This window comes from Bradyrhizobium liaoningense (assembly GCF_018130825.1).
In the GTDB taxonomy this organism is placed as follows: domain Bacteria; phylum Pseudomonadota; class Alphaproteobacteria; order Rhizobiales; family Xanthobacteraceae; genus Bradyrhizobium; species Bradyrhizobium liaoningense_B.
In genome coordinates this window covers 566229-583629 of the sequence record NZ_JAFCJS010000001.1, presented here as the reverse complement: position 1 = coordinate 583629, position 17401 = coordinate 566229, and the positions used below count along the sequence as shown (strand labels likewise).

Genomic DNA, 17401 nt, shown 5'->3' with positions numbered 1-17401 from the left:
TCGCCAATGCGCCCCAGCCTGCTCAATCCGCTGTTTGCTCCCGTGACCAGCCTGCCCGGCGTCGGTCCGAAGCAGGACAAGCTGCTGCAATATCTGCTCAGCCGGAGCGAGACGCCGCGACTGGTCGATCTGCTGCTGCATCTGCCGAGCCAGGTCATCGACCGCCGCGCCCGGCCGAAGATCCGCGATGCGGCCGTTGGAACCATGGTGACGCTGGAGGTCACCGTCGATCGCCACCGCCCGCCCCCGCCGCGCAATTCGCGCGCGCCGTATCTGGTCTATGCCAGCGACGATACCGGCGATGTCGTGCTGACGTTTTTTCGCGCCAAGCCCGGCTATGTCGAGAAGCTGCTGCCGATGGGCGAGAAGCGCTACGTCTCCGGCACGCTGCAGATGTATGACGGCATTCCGCAGATCGTGCATCCCGACCGCGTGCTCGACGAGGAGGCGATCTCAAAGCTCTCCGGCATCGACCCGATCTACCCGCTGACGGAAGGCCTCGCGCTCGGCTCGCTCCGCCGCGCGATCGCGCAGGCGCTGCAGAAGCTCCCCGCATTGCCGGAATGGATCAGCCCCGAGGTGCTGCGCCGCTGCCACTTCCCGCCAATCGCTGAGGCCCTCACCCGCGTGCACCAGCCGGTCGAGCTCACGGACATCCTGCCCGACCAGCCGTTCTGGTCGCGCCTCGCCTTCGACGAGCTCCTGGCCGGCCAGCTCGCCCTCGCGCTGATCCGCGCGCAGCTGCGCCGCCCCGCCGGCGTGCGCAATGCCGGCGACGGGCACCTGCGCAATGAGATCATCGACGCCCTTCCTTACGCGCTCACACCCTCCCAGCGCAGCGCCGCGGCCGCCATCGCCGAGGACCTGAAGCAGCCGGTGCGCATGCTGCGCCTGCTTCAGGGCGACGTCGGCTCGGGCAAAACGGTCGTGGCGCTGCTCGCGGCCGCCGCGGTGGCCGAAGTCGGCAAGCAGGCCGCGCTGATGGCGCCGACCGAAATCCTGGCACGTCAGCACATTAAGACCATTGCGCCGCTCGCCGAACGCGCCGGCCTGCGCGTCGCAATCCTCACCGGCCGCGAAAAAGGCAAGGAGCGGCGCGAGATCATCGCCCAGCTCGCCGAAGGCGAGATCGATCTGCTCGTCGGCACCCATGCGCTGATCCAGGACGACGTGATCTTCAGGGACCTCGCGCTCGCCATCGTCGACGAGCAGCATCGCTTTGGCGTCCGCGAGCGCCTCGCGCTGACGTCCAAGGGCGAAGCCGTCGACGTGCTGGTGCTGAGCGCAACACCGATTCCGCGCACGCTGGTGCTGACCTATTTCGGCGACATGGACATCTCCGAGCTGCGCGAAAAGCCCGCCGGCCGCCAGCCGATCGACACCCGCGCGGTGCCGATGAGCCGGATCAGCGAGGTCATGGAAGGTGTCGGCCGCGCACTCGAAGCCGGCAAGCTGGTCTATTGGATCTGCCCGCTGGTCGAGGAATCCGAGGCCGAGGGCACCGAGCATCTGACCAATGCGACAAAGCGTTTCGAGAGTCTCCAGAAGCGCTTCGGCGAGCGTGTCGGCCTCGTCCACGGCCAGATGAAGGGCACCGAGAAGGATCGCGTGATGGGCCGGTTCGCCGCCCACGAGATCGGGCTCCTTGTCGCGACCACGGTCGTCGAGGTCGGCGTCGACGTGCCGGCCGCCACCATCATGGTGATCGAGAATGCCGAACGGTTCGGCCTTGCCCAGCTGCACCAGTTGCGCGGCCGCATCGGACGCGGCTCGGAAGCGTCGACCTGCATCCTGCTCTATGGCGAGCCGCTCGGCGAGATGTCGAAGGCACGGCTGAAGGTGATTCGCGAGACCACCGACGGCTTCCGCATCGCCGAGGAGGATTTGAAGCTGCGCGGCGAAGGCGACGTGTTAGGGGTGCGCCAGAGCGGCCTGCCCGGCTATCGCATCGCGCGCTCGGATGTGCACGGCCAGCTCATCACCCAGGCTAGAGACGAGGCGCTGCGCATCCTCAAGGACGATCCGAAGCTGAAGGGCGAGCGTGGCGAGGCGCTACGGTGCCTGCTGTATCTGTATGAGCGCGACGAGGCGATCCCGCTGATCGGCGCGGGTTAGCCCCCTGCCCTTCGCCGCCCGACCTCGTAGGCCGCCACATGCGCGCGGGCGAGATCCAGCAACGGCGTGTCGATGCCGAGCGTGCGGGCGCGATTGGCCATGTCACCGAGGATATGCTCCGCCTCGGTGATCGAGCCGCGCTCGATGTCGCGCAGCATCGAGGCCTTCAGCGGCGAATCCAGCGTGGTGAACAGTTTTCGATCGAACTCGATGAACGGCGCACGCGGCTCGAAGCCTGAAGCCGTCGCAACAGTGCAGCATTCCGCGAACAGGCGAAAAATCGACTGCTCGCCGTTGGGCACGGCCAGGATGTCTCCGATGCTCGCGCGCATCAGGCAGGTGATGCCGGCGAGCGTGCTAAGCTGGACGAATTTCTCCCACATGTCCAGCATGATCGCTTCGCTGGCGCGCACGTCGATGCCGGGGACCTGGAGCAGCTTTTCCAGGGCGAGCGTACGCTCGCTCAGCGAACCCTCGATCTCGCCGAAGACAATGGTCTGATTGGCCATGAACTGGACGACACGACCATCCGCATCGAGCCCGGCACTGACATTCGCGAGCCCGCCGAGGACGCGCGCAGCGCCGAACCTCGCGGTCAGGGCGTCGAGATGTTTCAATCCGTTCAGGATGGGAAGAATCATCGTGTTGGGGCCGACGGCGGGCGCAAACTGGCTCACGGCGTCGTCGAGCGAGTAGGCCTTCACGCCGACGAGCACGACGTCGAACGGCTCCTTGAGATCGCTGGCCAGAACGATCTTCGGCTGCACGGCGAAGTCGCCGTGCGGGCTTACGACCTGTAGTCCATCCCGCCGCAATTGCTCGGCCCGCTTCTCGCGCACCAGAAAGGTCACGTCGCGGCCCGCTCGGACGAGGCAAGCTCCGTAATAGCCGCCGAGCGCCCCCGCGCCGATGACAACCACTCTCATTCGAACTCCCATGCGCCTGCTTTCGCAGAATACTAACAGATGGGGATCGCGACGTCTCCGTCATTGCGAGCGAAGCGAAGCAATCCAGAGTCCCTTCGCGGAAAGATTCTGGATTGCTTCGCTTCGCTCGCAATGACGATGTGGGTGGAGCTCGGCACACGTTGTACGCTTGAGACGCGACCGGGACATCCAGGGCTTTCCGGAGCCGGTTTCGGCAGCTCCGGACGACTAGGCCTTCTTCTGCGCGATGCTTGCAGCGAAGGCCTTCATCAGCGCGGCATCCACGGCATCGCCATTCGCATCCTCCGCGAGGTGCTCGAACCAGCGTGCAAAACCCTCGTAGATCTGGCTGGCCGGGTGATCGGCTCCGAGGAAGCCGGAAATCTCCCGCATCTCCGCGACCCAGCGATACGCTTTTGGAATCATATCGGGCAGCGCCACTTCGAGCCGCGCGAGGATCGCAGGCTGGCTCAGCGCCAGCTCGTCGCGCAGCGCATCGGCCGCGCCCGCTTTCGTCGCCGCCACCACCATGGCCGAGCCGATGCCGGCGAGGCCCTTGACGATGCCGGCGTAGGACATTTTCAGCGCGGAGGCGGCACCGACCGGGCCTTCGACGATCCGCACGTCGAGGCCGAGATCCCTGAGCACCACGACGTCCTTCGCGTGCTCGCCGGACATGTAGAAAGCCGGGCTCTTGCCGCCGGGTTGCGGCGGAAAGCCGATGATGCCGCCGTCGACGAAGGGCGCCTGCGCCGAGCCGATGATCTCCTCGATCCGTTGCACGGTGTCGACATTGACCGCGTTGCAATCGACCACGACCGGCTTCTTCGCACGCCGGACGATCAACGCGGCCAGGCGTTCGGCGAGCGCGACGGCTTCGCCCGGCGGCACGATCGAAAGGATAATGTCGGCATCTGCGATCGCATCGTCCTCGGCGCCGATCATGCCGGCGTCGGCAGCCCGTTTCAGCGTCGCCTCGCTGCGGCCCTTCAAGGAGGTCAGCACCCGCGCGCCGTTTTCGCCGAGGCGGCGGGCCACGGCGCTGCCCATGGCGCCGGGCGCGAGGATCGCGATCGTTTTGGACATCGTGCACTCCAGGTCGAATTGCGAGCGAGGCGCTCAATTCAACCGGAACACTAGCAGAGGACGAAACTGCTTGCGTGAATGCGGCCATCCAAAACGGGAATGGCCCTACTCCACCTTCGCAGGTTGAGGCTGGAGCGTCGAGGCATTGGCAATGCGCGCGGCATTCGCCATGCCCGCGAGCGCCGCGGCCTTCTTCGGGTCGGGCGCGGAGCCCGGCTGCACCACGCCGGCCGACATGATCAGCGTTGCGGCGTCCTCGGCGCTTAGGTCGACCTCGATGATCTTGCTCTTGGGCACATAGAAGAAGAAGCCCGTGGTCGGGTTCGGCGAGCACGGCAGGAACACCGAGACATGCTCTTCCTGCCCTGGCAGGCTACGGGCAATGTCCTCGCTCGGCGATTGCGAGATCAGCACGATCGACCACATGCCCGGCGATGGAAACTCGACGAGGCCGACTTTGCGGAAGCTCGAGCCCTTGCCCGAGAACAGCGTCTCGAACACCTGCTTCAGCCCGCGATAGATGGCGCGCACCGCCGGGATGCGGCCGAGGAAAGTCTCGCCGACATCGACCAGCGTGCGGCCGATCAGGTTCGCGGCGAGGAAGCCGACCAGGGTCAGTGTGAAGAATGCGACAATCAGTCCCCAGCCGGGGACGCCGTAGGGCAGATAGGTTTCGGGCCGATAGGCCAGCGGCACGAACGGCCGCACCACGCCGTCGACCCAGGTGACGAACCACCAGACCAGATAGAGGGTGATCGCGATCGGCCCCGTCACCACGAGGCCGGTCAGAAAATAGTTGCGAAAGCGGCCCATCAGGCCGGTATGCGGTTCCGGAGCGGGATCAAGCGGCGCGGGGACGTCGTCGCGGGTGGTCATTCGGGTTCCAGGTCAGTCGCTGCACTCAAGCTAGGGTCTTCTAGCAGGTTTTGGAAGAGTGCAGCCCCGATCCCTTCTGCCTATTCCACGGTCACCGATTTCGCGAGATTGCGCGGCTGATCGACGTCGGTGCCCATGATGACAGCCGTATGATAGGCGAGCAGCTGCACCGGGACGGCATAGACCATCGGCGTGAACGCCGCCGCCATGTCGGGCATGATGATGGTGACGAGCGATTCGACAGTCGCCTCCTCCGCGCCCTTGGCGTCGGTCATCAGGATGATCCTGCCGCCGCGGGCGGCGACCTCCTGCATGTTCGAGACGGTCTTCTCGAACACCCGGTCATAGGGCGCGATGACGACGACCGGCATGGTCTCGTCGATCAGCGCGATCGGGCCGTGCTTGAGCTCGCCGGCGGCGTAGCCCTCGGCGTGGATATAGGAGATCTCCTTCAGCTTCAGCGCGCCTTCCAGCGCGAGCGGGAAGCTGGTGCCGCGGCCCAGGTAAAGCACGTCGCGCGACTTCGCGATTTCGCGCGAGAGCTTCTCGATCTGCAGCTCGGTGGTGAGGGCATCCGACATCAAACGCGGGACCTCGACAAGGCCATGGACCAGTTTGGTCTCGTCCTCATCGGACAATACGCCTCTGGCCTTGCCGGCCGCGATCGCAAGATTGGCGAGCACCATGAGCTGGCAGGTGAAGGCCTTGGTCGAGGCGACGCCGATCTCGGGACCGGCCAGCGTCTGCAGCACGGTCTCGCTCTCGCGCGCGATGGTCGAGGTCGGCACGTTGACGACGGCGATCGTGTGCACACCCTCGGCCTTGGCGTAGCGCAGCGCCGCCAGCGTGTCGGCGGTCTCGCCCGACTGCGAGATGAAGATGGCGAGATCGCCCTTGCGCAGCGGCGCCTCGCGGTAGCGGAATTCGGAGGCGACGTCGACCTCGACCGGCACGCGCGCAAAGCGCTCGAACCAGTATTTGGCGGCGAATCCGGCATAGCTCGCGGTGCCGCAGGCGGTGATGTTGATGCGCTGGATATTCTTGAAGTCGAACGGCAGCTTGACCGGCAGCGCGACGCGCTCGGTCGCCATGTCGACATAGCGCGCCAGCGTGTGGCCGACCACCTCCGGCTGCTCATGGATCTCCTTGGCCATGAAGTGGCGGTAATTGGCCTTGTCGACCAGCGAGGTCGAGGCCGCATGCTTAATCTTGTCGCGCTGGACGGCGTGGCCGTCCTTGTCGAAGATCGTCGCGCTCTTGCGGGTCAGCACGGCCCAGTCGCCGTCCTCGAGATAGCTGATCGTGTCGGTGAACGGGCCGAGCGCGATGGCGTCGGAGCCGAGATACATCTCGCCGTCGCCATAGCCGATCGCGAGCGGCGGGCCGTTGCGCGCGCCGATCATGAGGTCGTCGTCGCCGGCGAAGATGAAGCCGAGCGCGAAGGCGCCGCGCAGGCGTCCCAGCGCCAGCTTCACCGCTTCCACCGGCTTGTTGCCGCGCGTCAGCAGATCATCGACGAGATGCAGCACGATCTCGGTGTCGGTCTCGGTGTGGAACACCGTGCCCTTCTTTTCGAGCTCCTCGCGCAGCTCGCGGAAATTCTCGATGATGCCGTTGTGGACCACGGCGACGCGCTCGGTCGCGTGCGGGTGCGCATTGTTGACGGTCGGCTTGCCGTGGGTGGCCCAGCGGGTGTGGCCGATGCCGGTCGTGCCCTTGAGCGGCTCGGCTTCCAGCCGCTTCTCCAAATTCTTCAGCTTGCCCTCGGCGCGGCGGCGCTCGAGATGCTTGCCTTCGAGCGTGGCGACGCCCGCGGAGTCGTAGCCGCGATATTCAAGACGTTTGAGCGAATCCACCAATTGCTCTGCAACCGGTTCGCGCCCGAGAATGCCGACAATCCCGCACATGCGGATCAATATCCCCCAAATCGTCGAAAAATCGCCAAAACGACGCGCTCAGTTTTTAGCGAAATTCCGAGGGAACCATATACTCAATAATTATTGCTGATTGAGACAGCGTTCGCCTGCAACACGCCAAGCCTGCGTCGATGTGGCCGGCCTTTAATCCCGGACGTTAACTTGTTGTCAACACGTTTGACCAACGATTCCGGCCAGGAGAACAAGGCCATGAAAGGCTCATCCGACCGCAAAGGTCTGTCGTCGTTGTATCTGCGTGCCAGCGAGACCTCGGGCACGAACCTCGCCCATTGGCCGCCGCCCCAGCGCGGCAAGGAAAGCAAGCCCGTCTTCATCAAGCATAAGCAAGGCGAACCGGCCAAGCGCGCCAAGCCGCGCGGCTGGCGCCTGACCCGCGCGATCTTCTCCGAATTCGCCGACGACGAATAGCGCGTCCTATTTCTCCGGCTTCTTGCCGCCCGTCTTCATCTCGCGATAGCGCGCCGCGCCGCCTTCCCGGATGGTCTGCTGGTTGCGCTCCAGCGCCATGGCGTCGTCGGGCACGTCCTTCGTGATCACCGAGCCGGAGCCGATATAGGCGCCGTTGCCGATTCTGACCGGCGCGACCAGCGAGGAGTTGGTGCCGACGAAGGCGCCCTGCCCGATGACCGTCTTGTGCTTCTTGAAGCCGTCGTAGTTGCAGGTGATGGTGCCGGCGCCGATGTTGGAATTGGCACCGACCGTGGCGTCCCCAATGTAGGAGAGATGGTTGACCTTGACGCCGGCTTCCAGCGTCGCCGCCTTGGTCTCCACGAAATTGCCGATACGCGCACCGTCGCCGAGCGAGGTGCCGGGACGAAGCCGCGCATAGGGGCCGATCGAGACCTTCTTGCCGAGCGTGGTCTCGACGATGTGCGAGAAGGAATGGATCACGCTGCCGTCGGCGATCGACACGCCCGGGCCGATCACGACGAACGGCTCGATGGTGACGTCCTTGCCGAACACGGTGTCGGCGGAGAGATAAACCGTGTCCGGCGCGATCAGCGTGACGCCGGCCTCCATCGCAGCCTTGCGCAAACGCGCCTGCATCACGGCTTCGGCCTCGGCGAGCTGCGCCTTGGTGTTGATGCCGCGCACTTCGTCCTCGCTGGTTTCGATCACCACGGACTCCCATCCCTGCTTGCGGACGATTTCAACCGCGTCCGTCAGATAATATTCGCCCTTGGAATTGCCATTGCCGATCTTCTCGAGGATGTCGAGCGCACGGCGTCCGTCGATCGCCATGACGCCGGCATTGCACAGATCGATCTTGCGCTCGGCTTCGCTGGCATCGGCCTGCTCGCGGATTGCGACCAGGCGGTCGCCCTCGACGATGAAGCGGCCATAGCCGGTCGGATCGGCGGCGCGGAAGCCGAGCGCGGCGATCGCGGCACCCTTCGCGAGCGGCGCACGCAGCCGCGCAAAGGTCTTGGCCGAGATCAGCGGCGTGTCGCCGAACGCGATCAACAGATCATCCGCGCCGCGCGCGATGGCCTCGCGTGCCGCCAGCACCGCATGCGCAGTGCCGAGGCGTTCGCCCTGCACGAAGGTGAGCGCGTCGGGGCGGATGCGCTTCGCCTCATCCGCCACCGCCTGATGGTCCGGACCGATCACGACGGCGAGCGAGGTGCCGGTTCCCTTCGGCGCGGCGGCGAGCACATGGGCGAGCAGGCTCTGGTGAGCGACGGGATGCAGCACCTTCGGCAGGCTCGATCGCATCCGCGTGCCTTCACCGGCGGCGAGCACGATCGTGAGGCTGGAACGGGCGGTCATCGCAATCCTGTCAGATACGGCCGAATCAATTGGCGCGGCAGGCGGCAGGCCGCCCTTGTGAGCTGCCGCCTTGCTACCCCCGCAAACGCCCGGAATTCAAGTGCGACCGAGTTTTCCTGTTAATGTTCCCTGATTGATTCGGGGAAGCCGGACAGGGCTGGGCATTTAACGTTCATGGCAAAGGATTCCGACCCACTGGCGGACGCCTTCGGCACGAAGGAGACCGGCGGGCTGTTCTCCGGACTTTTGGCCGAGGAAAGCGCGTTCGACCGCCGCATGATGTGGCGGCTGGGCTCGTGGGGCGCGGCTGCCGTCGGCGCCGTCGTCGTCGCCGTGATGGCCAACCAGGCCCAGCTCGGCTGGCGCCGTGACCAGGTTGCCTCAGCCGATCTTGCACGTCAGGCCGACCGGCTGCAGCTGCTGACCAAGGAAAGCCAGAACGAGGCCCGCCGCCTCGCCGCCGCCATCGAGACGCTGAACACCGATCGCGACCGGCTCTATTCGCGCGTCACGGTGCTGGAGCAAGGGCTCGATTCCGTCACCGGCGCGATCGCCAGGCAGAGCGCGAAGCCGCAGGACGCGCCGGCCCCTGACGCACAGCCCGCGGCGGCTGCGCCCAGCGTCGGGCCGGTGGCCTCGGTGCCGGCGCCATCGAGCGACAAGCCGCGCGCGAGCGCCAAGGACCAGGTGAAGGAGCCCGCTAAGGACGCAGCCAAGGACATAGCGAAGGAGCCGGCAAATCCGCCGCCGCAGACCGCGGCTGCCGCCTCGCTGGTCTCGCAGGCGCCGGCCACGACCTCGGCGCTGCCGATGCTTCCGCTGGTGCCGTCCAAGTCAATCATGGCGCCGCCCGATCCCGCCGCATCCAAACTGGTTCAGCCCGAGGCAACCGAGAAGAAGCCCGAGGCGCCGCCCGCCCCGACCGAAGTGGCCGCGGTCACACCGGCCAAGCCGCCGGAGGCCGCTGAAAGCGAGGCGCCGGCGATCGCGGTCCAGCAGACGCGCTTTGCGATCGACCTCGGCGGGGCCAACTCGATCGACGGCCTGCGCGCGCTCTGGCGCGGCTTGACCAAATCCAATCCGGAAGTCGCAGCGCTGCGTCCGATCATCATGATCAAGGAAGGCGGCAACGGCCTCGGCATGCAGCTGCGCTTAGGGGCCGGCCCGCTGATCAATGCCGCCGCCGCCGCAAAGCTCTGCGCCGGGCTATCCGAGAGCAACCGTCACTGCGAGACCACCGTGTTCGACGGCCAGCGGCTGTCGATGCGTCGCAGTTCGGAGAAGGCGCAAGAGAAGGGTCAAGAGAAGTCCCAGGACCGGGTCCAGGAGAACAACTCCGAGAAGACGCAGGACACCGCGCCGCAAGCCGAGACTGCGCCGGCGCCCGCGCCAACTGCAAAACCGGACAAGCGCCGCCGCAGCTATTCCTCCAAGCGCTCATCGAAGCGCGAGGAGCCCGCGCCCGCACCGGCGCCGCAGCAGCCCGCGCCGCAGGCAAAGCCGGAGGCGGCGTCGGCGGGATCGACGCTGACGTCGTTCTTCAGGCGGTAGAGAGCCTTCCTCTCAGGAAGCAGAAAGTCGAAGAGCTGGCGACGGAAACAGATTCGCACCGCGAATTTTGTTCCGGATTTTCTCAGGCAGACTTGCCGAAAACCTCCACCTCCCCTGTTGCCCCCTCCCTTCATCCCGACCATATTGCGCCCATGACAAAAAAGCCCTTCCGCCTCACGCCCTACCAGGTGCAGTTCCTGATCGTCGTCGGCTTCGCATCCGTCGGCTATGCGCTTTATCTGCGCTATCTCGGCATCGAGCTCTCGACCGTCGGGCTCGCCTGCGACGCCGGCCTGCAGACGCTGATCTGCAAGGCGCGCGCGGTGTCGACCGTGCTGTTCAAGAATTCGGTGTTCGGCATCGTCGCGCTGGTGGTGGCGACGCTCAACCTGATGCGGCCGTCGATCGTGCTTCTGACCGTCGGCATCATCGCCGCCGGCCTTGGCATCGTGCTCTACAATGTCGTGCTGTCGGGCCTTGCGATCGGCCTGTTCATTCTTGGATTTGCTCGGCCCGCGCCCGCCACAGCGTGAGCGCGAAAAGAAGATAAATCGAGCAGGTCCACAGCGACTGCCAGTTGTCGCGCCCCTCGTTGAACAGCACGTAGATCGCCGACAGCGTCAGCACGCCGGCGAACACCGCTTCGGCGATCGGACGCTGGCCGATTTGCGGACGGTTCAGCATCAATAGCGCGAAGGGCACCACCGCCATCGTCAGCGAGGCGTAGGGGAAGTCGTGGTAGCGCGGATCGAACACGAAGCCGAGCGCGGTCTGCGCCGCGATCACCGCGGTCACCGCCAGCGTCAGGCCGAGCACTGCGGTGAGCTTCGACCATTTGCGGCCCTCGCGCGGGCCGAGCAGATCGAGGAAGGTCGGAAGACTGCGGCCGATCACCATCGCCTGGGCGCAGAAGATCGGCGACAGGATGCCGGCCAGCAGCAGCGCCCCCCAGAGCAGCCAGCCGCCGATGCCGTAGCTCTCGTAGTACATCTTGTCGGCGCCGATGCCGAGCAGGATGCCGGCCGACGTCGCCGAGATGGCGACACCGAGCCAGGCCGAGAAGCGCGGCGTCCACGGCCGCCGGCGCAGCGTGATCAGCGCCACCGCGAACACCAGCACGCACAGACCCATGCCGGCGCCCATGTACCATTTCCAGAACGGGAAATTGCTGATCGGCTGCCCCGGCGGATATTTCAGGTTCCGGCGCACGGAATCATAGAGACCCCAATAGCCGCCGACGGTGCCTTCGAGCTTGCGCTTCCAGGGCTGGTCGTAGGACTCGATCAGGTTGACGCGAAACTTCTGCGCCTTCGCAAGGCTCAGGATTTCCGAGACCACGCGCGCCTGGTTGGTGCGCGACGGCAGCGCGCCCTCGCGCATGCGCCCCGCGCTCGGCCAGCCGGTCTCGCCGATCAGGATCTCCTTGCCGGGGAATGCCACCGCCATGCGCTCGCGGATCGCCTCGACATGCGAGGCGGCGAATTTCGCCTTGACCGGGAAATCCTCCCAATAGGGCAGGATGTGGATGGTGACGAAGTCGACGGCGTCATAGACCTCGCGGTTCTTCAGCCAGAATTCCCAGACGTCGGCATAGGTGACGGGGACGCTGACCTGCGCCTTCACCGAGCGGATGATGGAGACGAGGTCGGCGGTCGTCATCTCGCCGCGCAGCAGCACCTCGTTGCCGACGATGATGCTGGTGACGGTGCCGGGGAATTCCTTCGAAAGGCGGACGGCGAGCGCGGCCTGCTCGAAATTCTTGGTGCGGTTGCTGGAGAGCCAGATGCCCTGCAGCACCTTCAGCCCGCCGACCTTGGCGGCGATCGCCGGAACCTGGTCGAGCCCATTCTCCATGGAATAGGTGCGGACGCAGTCGGTGATCTCCTTGAGCTGGCGCAAATCCTGCTCGATCTGGTCGGCCTCGATATGCGTCCATGCGTTCAGCGGCGACTGCTCGCCGCGGAATGGCGCATAGGAGACGCATTGAACCTTGTCGGCGGGATCGATCGGGGCGCGCGCGAGCGTGATCGGCGTGGCCAGCCACCACCACACGGCAGCAATCACCCCCAGTGAAACGAGCAGAAGCGCCAGTGGCGTACGAAGAGAAATCGGTTCCGTCCTCCGCGAAGGGCCGTCGATTACCTGCTCGCACGCCGTCTGCCAAGGGGGCACTCCGGATGGATCCCCCGCTCCCCCAATGAATTTACCTGCGGCCGTTCGACAGAGCCCTAGGATCGTGACTTTGCTGGACAAAATTCGAAATACAGGTCATGGGACTCGGCGGGAATTTTCCGCCGCATTGGAGACCCATTTGGACGCCATCAGGACGCGTCCGCGGGATCCTGACGCGGGCGGTCAGTGGAGAAGTTGGGGAATTCATGCGGCAACGGGTGCGTCAGTCACGAAATGCGGTCCTGCGGCAGTTCGCCGCCACCTTGGCCGTCTCCGCCCTTCTTGGTCTGGCCGGCCTTAATGGTGCCTCCGCCCAGAGCGGCACGCCCGCCCCCGACCAGGGCAAGGCCGCCGCCCAGCCCGCCGATGCCGCCAAGGACGCCGCCCAGAACCAGCGCCGCACCGACGAGTTCGCCGAAGCCGCCCAGGTCATCAACGGCCCGGCCGGCAATCCTGAGTGCGTCTGGCTCGGCCGGCGCGTGGTGCGGCTGATGTGGCGGGATGACCTCGATACCGCATTCCGCCATCTCGACCTCTACGACCGCTTCGGCTGCCCCGGCGGCCATATCCAGGCGGCTTTCCGCTGCCTGACCCGCTTCGGCGGCCAGATCGATCCCAAGGTCGCCGAGACCCTGGACAGCCGTGTCCATGCTTGCTGGATCAACCCGGCCTCCCAGCCGCAGCAGGCAGCCGCCGCGGCCTCCCAGCCGGCAGCGCCGACCGCCGGCAATGCGCCTGCCCCGCAGCCGGCTGCGAGCCCCTCGCCTGCGGCAAGCCCGACACCGGCGCCCCAGAAATAGCCGCTGGTCGTTTCAGCTCTCGTTCAGGAACGATCGGCCATAGAAGCGGTTGGCACTGCCACGCGTTGCTCGAAAAGCCCATGCCCTCATAAGGACATGAGCCCATGACAGTTGTGAAACCGCGCGGCAGAGGTATGCTCCATTTGCCGCGGACTCGGTCGGATCTCGGGGTCGGATCCGCTTCCCTGCCACCTCAGCCCCTTTTGGTTTAGCCGCGATGCGCGTTGTCGCCGCCGTTCTGTTGCTCGTTTCCGCGCTTCATGCTGGGCTCTGGGGAGTCTTGCGCGACAAGGAACCCGCTCCCGATTTCAGGGGTCTGTTGCCCAGCGTCTCCTACGCGCCGTTCGAAGGCTCGGCCCACCCCGACATCGACAACATCCCGAGCGTCGAGAAAATCCGCGCCGACCTGAAGACACTGTCGACGATGACGCGGGCGATCCGCCTCTATTCGTCCACGGGCGGCGTGGAGCTGGTGCCGCCGATCGCGGCCGAGTTCGGCCTCAAGGTCACCGTCGGCGCCTGGATCGACAAGGACAAGGATCGCAACGAGCGCGAGATCAAGGCCGCCATCGAGCTTGCCCGCAAGAACAGCAACGTCGTCGGCGTCGTGGTCGGCAACGAGGTGATCTACCGCGGCGAGCAGAAGGTCGAAGACCTCATCGACATGATCAAGAAGGTCAAGGGCTCGGTCCGCGTGCCCGTTACGACCGGCGAGATCTGGAACATCTGGCGCGACAATCCCGACCTTGCCTCCAACGTCGATTTCATCGCCGCCCACGTGCTGCCCTATTGGGAAAACTTCCGCTCGGACCAGGCGGTCGACCAGGCCGTCGACCGCTACAACCTGCTGCGCAACCTGTTCCCCGGCAAGCGCATCGTGATCGCCGAGTTCGGCTGGCCGAGCCAGGGCTACAACTTACGCAACGCCGACCCCGGTCCGTTCCAGCAGGCGCTGACCCTGCGCAACTTCGTCAGCCGCGCCGAAGCCATCGGCATGGAATACAACATCGTCGAGGCCATCGATCAGCCCTGGAAGTTCTTCGAAGGCGGCGTCGGTCCGTATTGGGGCATCCTCGACGCCAGCCGCGAGCCGAAATTCGCCTGGACCGGTCCGGTTGAGAACCCCGACTACTGGAAGCTGATGGGAATCGCGCTCCTGGTCGGCGTCCTCCTGTCGCTGCCGATCCTGCGGCTCGAAAAGCCGACCGCGAAGCAGGCCTTCCTGCTCTCGGCGACCGCCAACGGCGTCGGGGCCTGGACGGCGACCGTGTTCGCGTTCTGGAACAGCCACTATTTCATCTTCGGCTCGGCCTTCGCGCTGACGCTCGGCATGATCCTGCTTGTTCCGCTGGTGCTGATCGCGATGGCGCGCATCGACGAGATCGCGGCGGTCGCCTTCGGCCGCGCGCCGCAGCGGCTGCTCGCCAAGGGCAAGCCGGTCGAGAACGTGCCGGAGAACTACTATCCGAAGGTGTCGATCCACATCCCGGCATACTTCGAGCCGGTCGACATGCTGAAGCAGACGCTGGATGCGCTGTCGCGGCTGAACTATCCGAACTACGAATGCGTCGTCATCATCAACAACACGCCCGATCCCGCCTTCTGGCAGCCGATCCAGGACCATTGCCGCGCGCTCGGTGAACGCTTCAAGTTCATCAACGCCGAGAAGGTGCAGGGTTTCAAAGCCGGCGCGCTGCGGATCGCGATGGACCGCACCGCCGTCGATGCCGAGATCATCGGCATCCTCGATGCCGACTATGTGGTCGAGCCCGACTGGCTGAAGGACCTCGTGCCGGCGTTCGCCGACCCGCGCGTCGGCCTGGTGCAGGCGCCGCAGGAGCATCGCGACGGCGACCTGTCGATCATGCACTACATCATGAACGGCGAATATGCCGGCTTCTTCGACATCGGCATGGTCCAGCGCAACGAGCTCAATGCCGTCATCGTGCACGGCACGATGTGCCTGATCCGTCGCGCCGCGATGGACATGGCCGGCGGCTGGTCAAGCGACACGATCTGCGAGGACTCCGATCTCGGCCTTGCGATCCAGGAGCTCGGCTGGGTCACGCACTACACCAACCACCGCTACGGCCAGGGCCTGCTGCCCGACACCTACGAGGCCTTCAAGAAGCAGCGCCATCGCTGGGCCTATGGCGGCCTCCAGATCGTGAAGAAGCACTGGCGCCGCTTCCTGCCGGGCGCGAGCCGGCTGACCTCCGACCAGAAGCGCGAATACGGCCTCGGCTGGCTGAACTGGCTGGGCGCCGAAAGCCTCGGCGTCGTCGTGGCGCTGCTCAACCTCGTCTGGGTGCCGATCGTCGCCTTTGCCGATATCGCCATTCCCGACAAGATCCTGACGCTGCCGATCATCGGCGCCTTCATCGTCTCGCTGGTGCACTTCCTGTCGATGTACCGCGCCCGCGTCGCGATCAAGCCGGGTCAGATGCTCGGCGCCATGATCGCGGCGATGAGCGTACAGTGGACGGTGTCGCGCGCGGTGGCGCAAGGGTTGATCACTGAGCACATCGCCTTTGCCCGCACCTCCAAGGGCGGCCTTAGCCGGATGTCGATCGAGTTCCAGGCGTTCTGGGAGGCCGTGATCGGCACCCTGCTCCTGATCGGCGCCGGCGTGCTGGTCGCCTCCAACAGCTTCCGGCAGATCACCGAGATCTACGTCTTCGCCGGCGTGCTGGTGCTGCAAAGCCTGCCGTTCCTCGCCGCCGTGGCGATCGCCATCCTCGAGCTCAGCCGCATCAACTCGTTCCAGTTCTGGCGCGACAGCGCGATCCGCACCGCCGAGCTGATCGGCCTGCGCCCGGTCGCCCTGCCGACCCCCGCCGGCACGCCGCAGCCGGTGCCGAACGAGGTCCGGCGCGAGGCGAACTGACGGACCCAAGACGTCGCGGCGCGGGCGAGCCCCCGCGCCGGCGGCCCCATAAGGCAGTTCGGCGTGGATGACGGCCCGCCAATCGGGTTGAAAATTCCTCCTTAAGGTGCGGACGCCGCAAGCAAATCCCCGCTGCTGCCGCGAGTTTCGGCAACCACCCCCGCTATTGACCTCCGCATCCACTCCCCCTACACAGCGCGGGCCGAAAGCATGATCCGGAAACAGCCGGTTTTCCCCGCGACGCGAGTTCAGCGTGGCGGCAAGACATGCTTCTCGAATGTCCGAAGACGATGGCGATCTCTTTATCGAAGCCATCAGCGGCCATGGGAGCGCGTAGCTCAGCCGGTAGAGCACGTGACTTTTAATCACGGGGTCCTGGGTTCGAGCCCCAGCGCGCTCACCAAGCTAAATCAAAGACTTAGCGTCAGAAGAGGACGCCCGTCAAAGTCTCCAAGGTACGCCATAGGTACGCAGACCGCTTCGCTGACCAATAAGAGCGGTGCCCGACAAAGCCGGCAGGTATCGACTATGGAAGCGGTATGCTCCGTCTCCGAGATGTGCAACCATCAGTATCTATGGGGCACACCTCACCACTAAAAACCAATGGCCTTGTGATGCCGGTCGATTTTCCGACCGACCATTACAATGCCGTCTATGACCGCACCTTGGCGCAAGTGTCGGCATCAGCGACCGTGCACGATCAATTTGCTGGCGCTTGGAATGCAATCGCCTACCGCTTTTTGGCCATGACAGACGAGGAGCGAACATTTGCTTCTCTGGTCGCAAACACCGCGCCCGAACCGTCAATTCGCTATCAACAGGAACGGTCATTGTTTGGCTTCTTCAGCAACGGCTTCTCGGTCTTTGAATCTGCGTTTTACGCGGTCTTCGCGCTTGGGACGATTTTATCGCCTGCTCACTTTCCTATTGCTACAGCGAAGGACCAACAGCGGATATCTCCTCAATCCGCATCAGCAGCGTTTGCGAAAGCCTTCCCTACTGATCCGTTGAACGCGGCTATGAGCGCCCTGCTGACCGATAGGCACTTCATTGAGTGGCGCGAAATTCGAAACGTTCTCACGCATCGCGCAGCGCCAGGACGAACCTTCTTCGTTAGCATCGGCGACGTCGGCGACGCCCCGCTTCCCGATCAGTGGAAGATAAAGGGAATCTCTTTGGATGCCCAAATGGCCGCCAATCGGCGAGTCGAGCTGTCACAACAACTTGAGCGACTTCTCGATGGCATCCAAACCTTCACGTTTCGATATTTCTAAGGAATTT

The 17401-nt window shown here is 65.1% G+C and carries 13 protein-coding genes and 1 tRNA gene; 8 read left to right on the top strand and 6 right to left on the bottom strand.

Annotated elements, in window-relative coordinates:
• The first annotated feature begins 6 nt into the window (after positions 1-6).
• Positions 7-2115: an ATP-dependent DNA helicase RecG gene (gene recG / locus JQ603_RS02870; protein WP_212336321.1), complete on the top strand. Its 2109-nt coding sequence runs from the start codon at positions 7-9 to the stop codon at positions 2113-2115.
• Here recG and panE read toward each other — a convergent pair.
• The 4 genes from panE to glmS all read right to left on the bottom strand — a co-directional run bounded on the left by panE (position 2112) and on the right by glmS (position 6910).
• Positions 2112-3041: a 2-dehydropantoate 2-reductase gene (panE, locus tag JQ603_RS02865; RefSeq protein ID WP_212336319.1), complete on the bottom strand. Its 930-nt coding sequence runs from the start codon at positions 3039-3041 to the stop codon at positions 2112-2114. The genes recG and panE overlap by 4 nt on opposite strands.
• Before the next feature lie 228 nt (positions 3042-3269).
• Positions 3270-4127, bottom strand: coding sequence for an NAD(P)-dependent oxidoreductase (locus tag JQ603_RS02860; protein ID WP_212336317.1), 858 nt, complete (start codon positions 4125-4127; stop codon positions 3270-3272).
• A 105-nt stretch (positions 4128-4232) separates the two neighbouring features.
• The gene (locus tag JQ603_RS02855) at positions 4233-5003 is read right to left on the bottom strand and encodes a DUF502 domain-containing protein (RefSeq protein ID WP_018642068.1); all 771 of its coding nucleotides are present in this window, start codon (positions 5001-5003) and stop codon (positions 4233-4235) included.
• Positions 5004-5083: 80 nt separating this feature from the next.
• Positions 5084-6910 (bottom strand): glutamine--fructose-6-phosphate transaminase (isomerizing), encoded by a 1827-nt coding sequence (gene glmS / locus JQ603_RS02850; protein WP_212336315.1) that lies wholly within the window; start codon positions 6908-6910, stop codon positions 5084-5086.
• A 219-nt stretch (positions 6911-7129) separates the two neighbouring features.
• On the opposite strand from glmS, the gene JQ603_RS02845 reads away from it, so the two are divergent.
• Complete coding sequence (locus tag JQ603_RS02845) at positions 7130-7348, top strand: hypothetical protein (RefSeq protein ID WP_212336313.1); 219 nt, start codon at positions 7130-7132, stop codon at positions 7346-7348.
• Positions 7349-7354: 6 nt separating this feature from the next.
• Here the strand turns inward: JQ603_RS02845 and glmU are convergent, their stop codons facing one another.
• Positions 7355-8710, bottom strand: coding sequence for a bifunctional UDP-N-acetylglucosamine diphosphorylase/glucosamine-1-phosphate N-acetyltransferase GlmU (gene glmU, locus JQ603_RS02840; protein WP_212336311.1), 1356 nt, complete (start codon positions 8708-8710; stop codon positions 7355-7357).
• A gap of 174 nt (positions 8711-8884) precedes the next feature.
• Between glmU and JQ603_RS02835 the strand changes: the two genes are divergently transcribed.
• Both JQ603_RS02835 and JQ603_RS02830 read left to right on the top strand, forming a co-directional pair.
• A complete protein-coding gene (locus tag JQ603_RS02835; RefSeq protein WP_212336309.1) occupies positions 8885-10261 on the top strand; it encodes a hypothetical protein in 1377 nt (458 codons plus the stop codon).
• A gap of 152 nt (positions 10262-10413) precedes the next feature.
• Positions 10414-10794 carry a hypothetical protein gene (locus tag JQ603_RS02830; protein ID WP_080138510.1) on the top strand — a complete coding sequence of 127 codons (381 nt, stop codon included), beginning with the start codon at positions 10414-10416 and terminating at the stop codon, positions 10792-10794.
• Here the strand turns inward: JQ603_RS02830 and JQ603_RS02825 are convergent.
• Positions 10754-12313, bottom strand: a complete 1560-nt coding sequence (locus tag JQ603_RS02825; RefSeq protein ID WP_271581102.1) for a beta-(1-6) glucans synthase — start codon at positions 12311-12313, stop codon at positions 10754-10756. The two genes, JQ603_RS02830 and JQ603_RS02825, sit on opposite strands and share 41 nt — an antisense overlap.
• A gap of 326 nt (positions 12314-12639) precedes the next feature.
• On the opposite strand from JQ603_RS02825, the gene JQ603_RS02820 reads away from it, so the two are divergent.
• The 4 genes from JQ603_RS02820 to JQ603_RS02805 all read left to right on the top strand — a co-directional run bounded on the left by JQ603_RS02820 (position 12640) and on the right by JQ603_RS02805 (position 17394).
• Positions 12640-13233 (top strand): beta-1-3, beta-1-6-glucan biosynthesis protein, encoded by a 594-nt coding sequence (locus tag JQ603_RS02820; protein ID WP_212336308.1) that lies wholly within the window; start codon positions 12640-12642, stop codon positions 13231-13233.
• A 217-nt stretch (positions 13234-13450) separates the two neighbouring features.
• Positions 13451-16120 carry a glycosyltransferase gene (locus JQ603_RS02815; protein ID WP_212336306.1) on the top strand — a complete coding sequence of 890 codons (2670 nt, stop codon included), beginning with the start codon at positions 13451-13453 and terminating at the stop codon, positions 16118-16120.
• A gap of 327 nt (positions 16121-16447) precedes the next feature.
• Positions 16448-16523 (top strand) — tRNA-Lys (locus tag JQ603_RS02810).
• Between the two features lie 136 nt (positions 16524-16659).
• Complete coding sequence (locus tag JQ603_RS02805) at positions 16660-17394, top strand: hypothetical protein (protein WP_212336304.1); 735 nt, start codon at positions 16660-16662, stop codon at positions 17392-17394.
• The last annotated feature ends 7 nt before the right edge of the window (positions 17395-17401 follow it).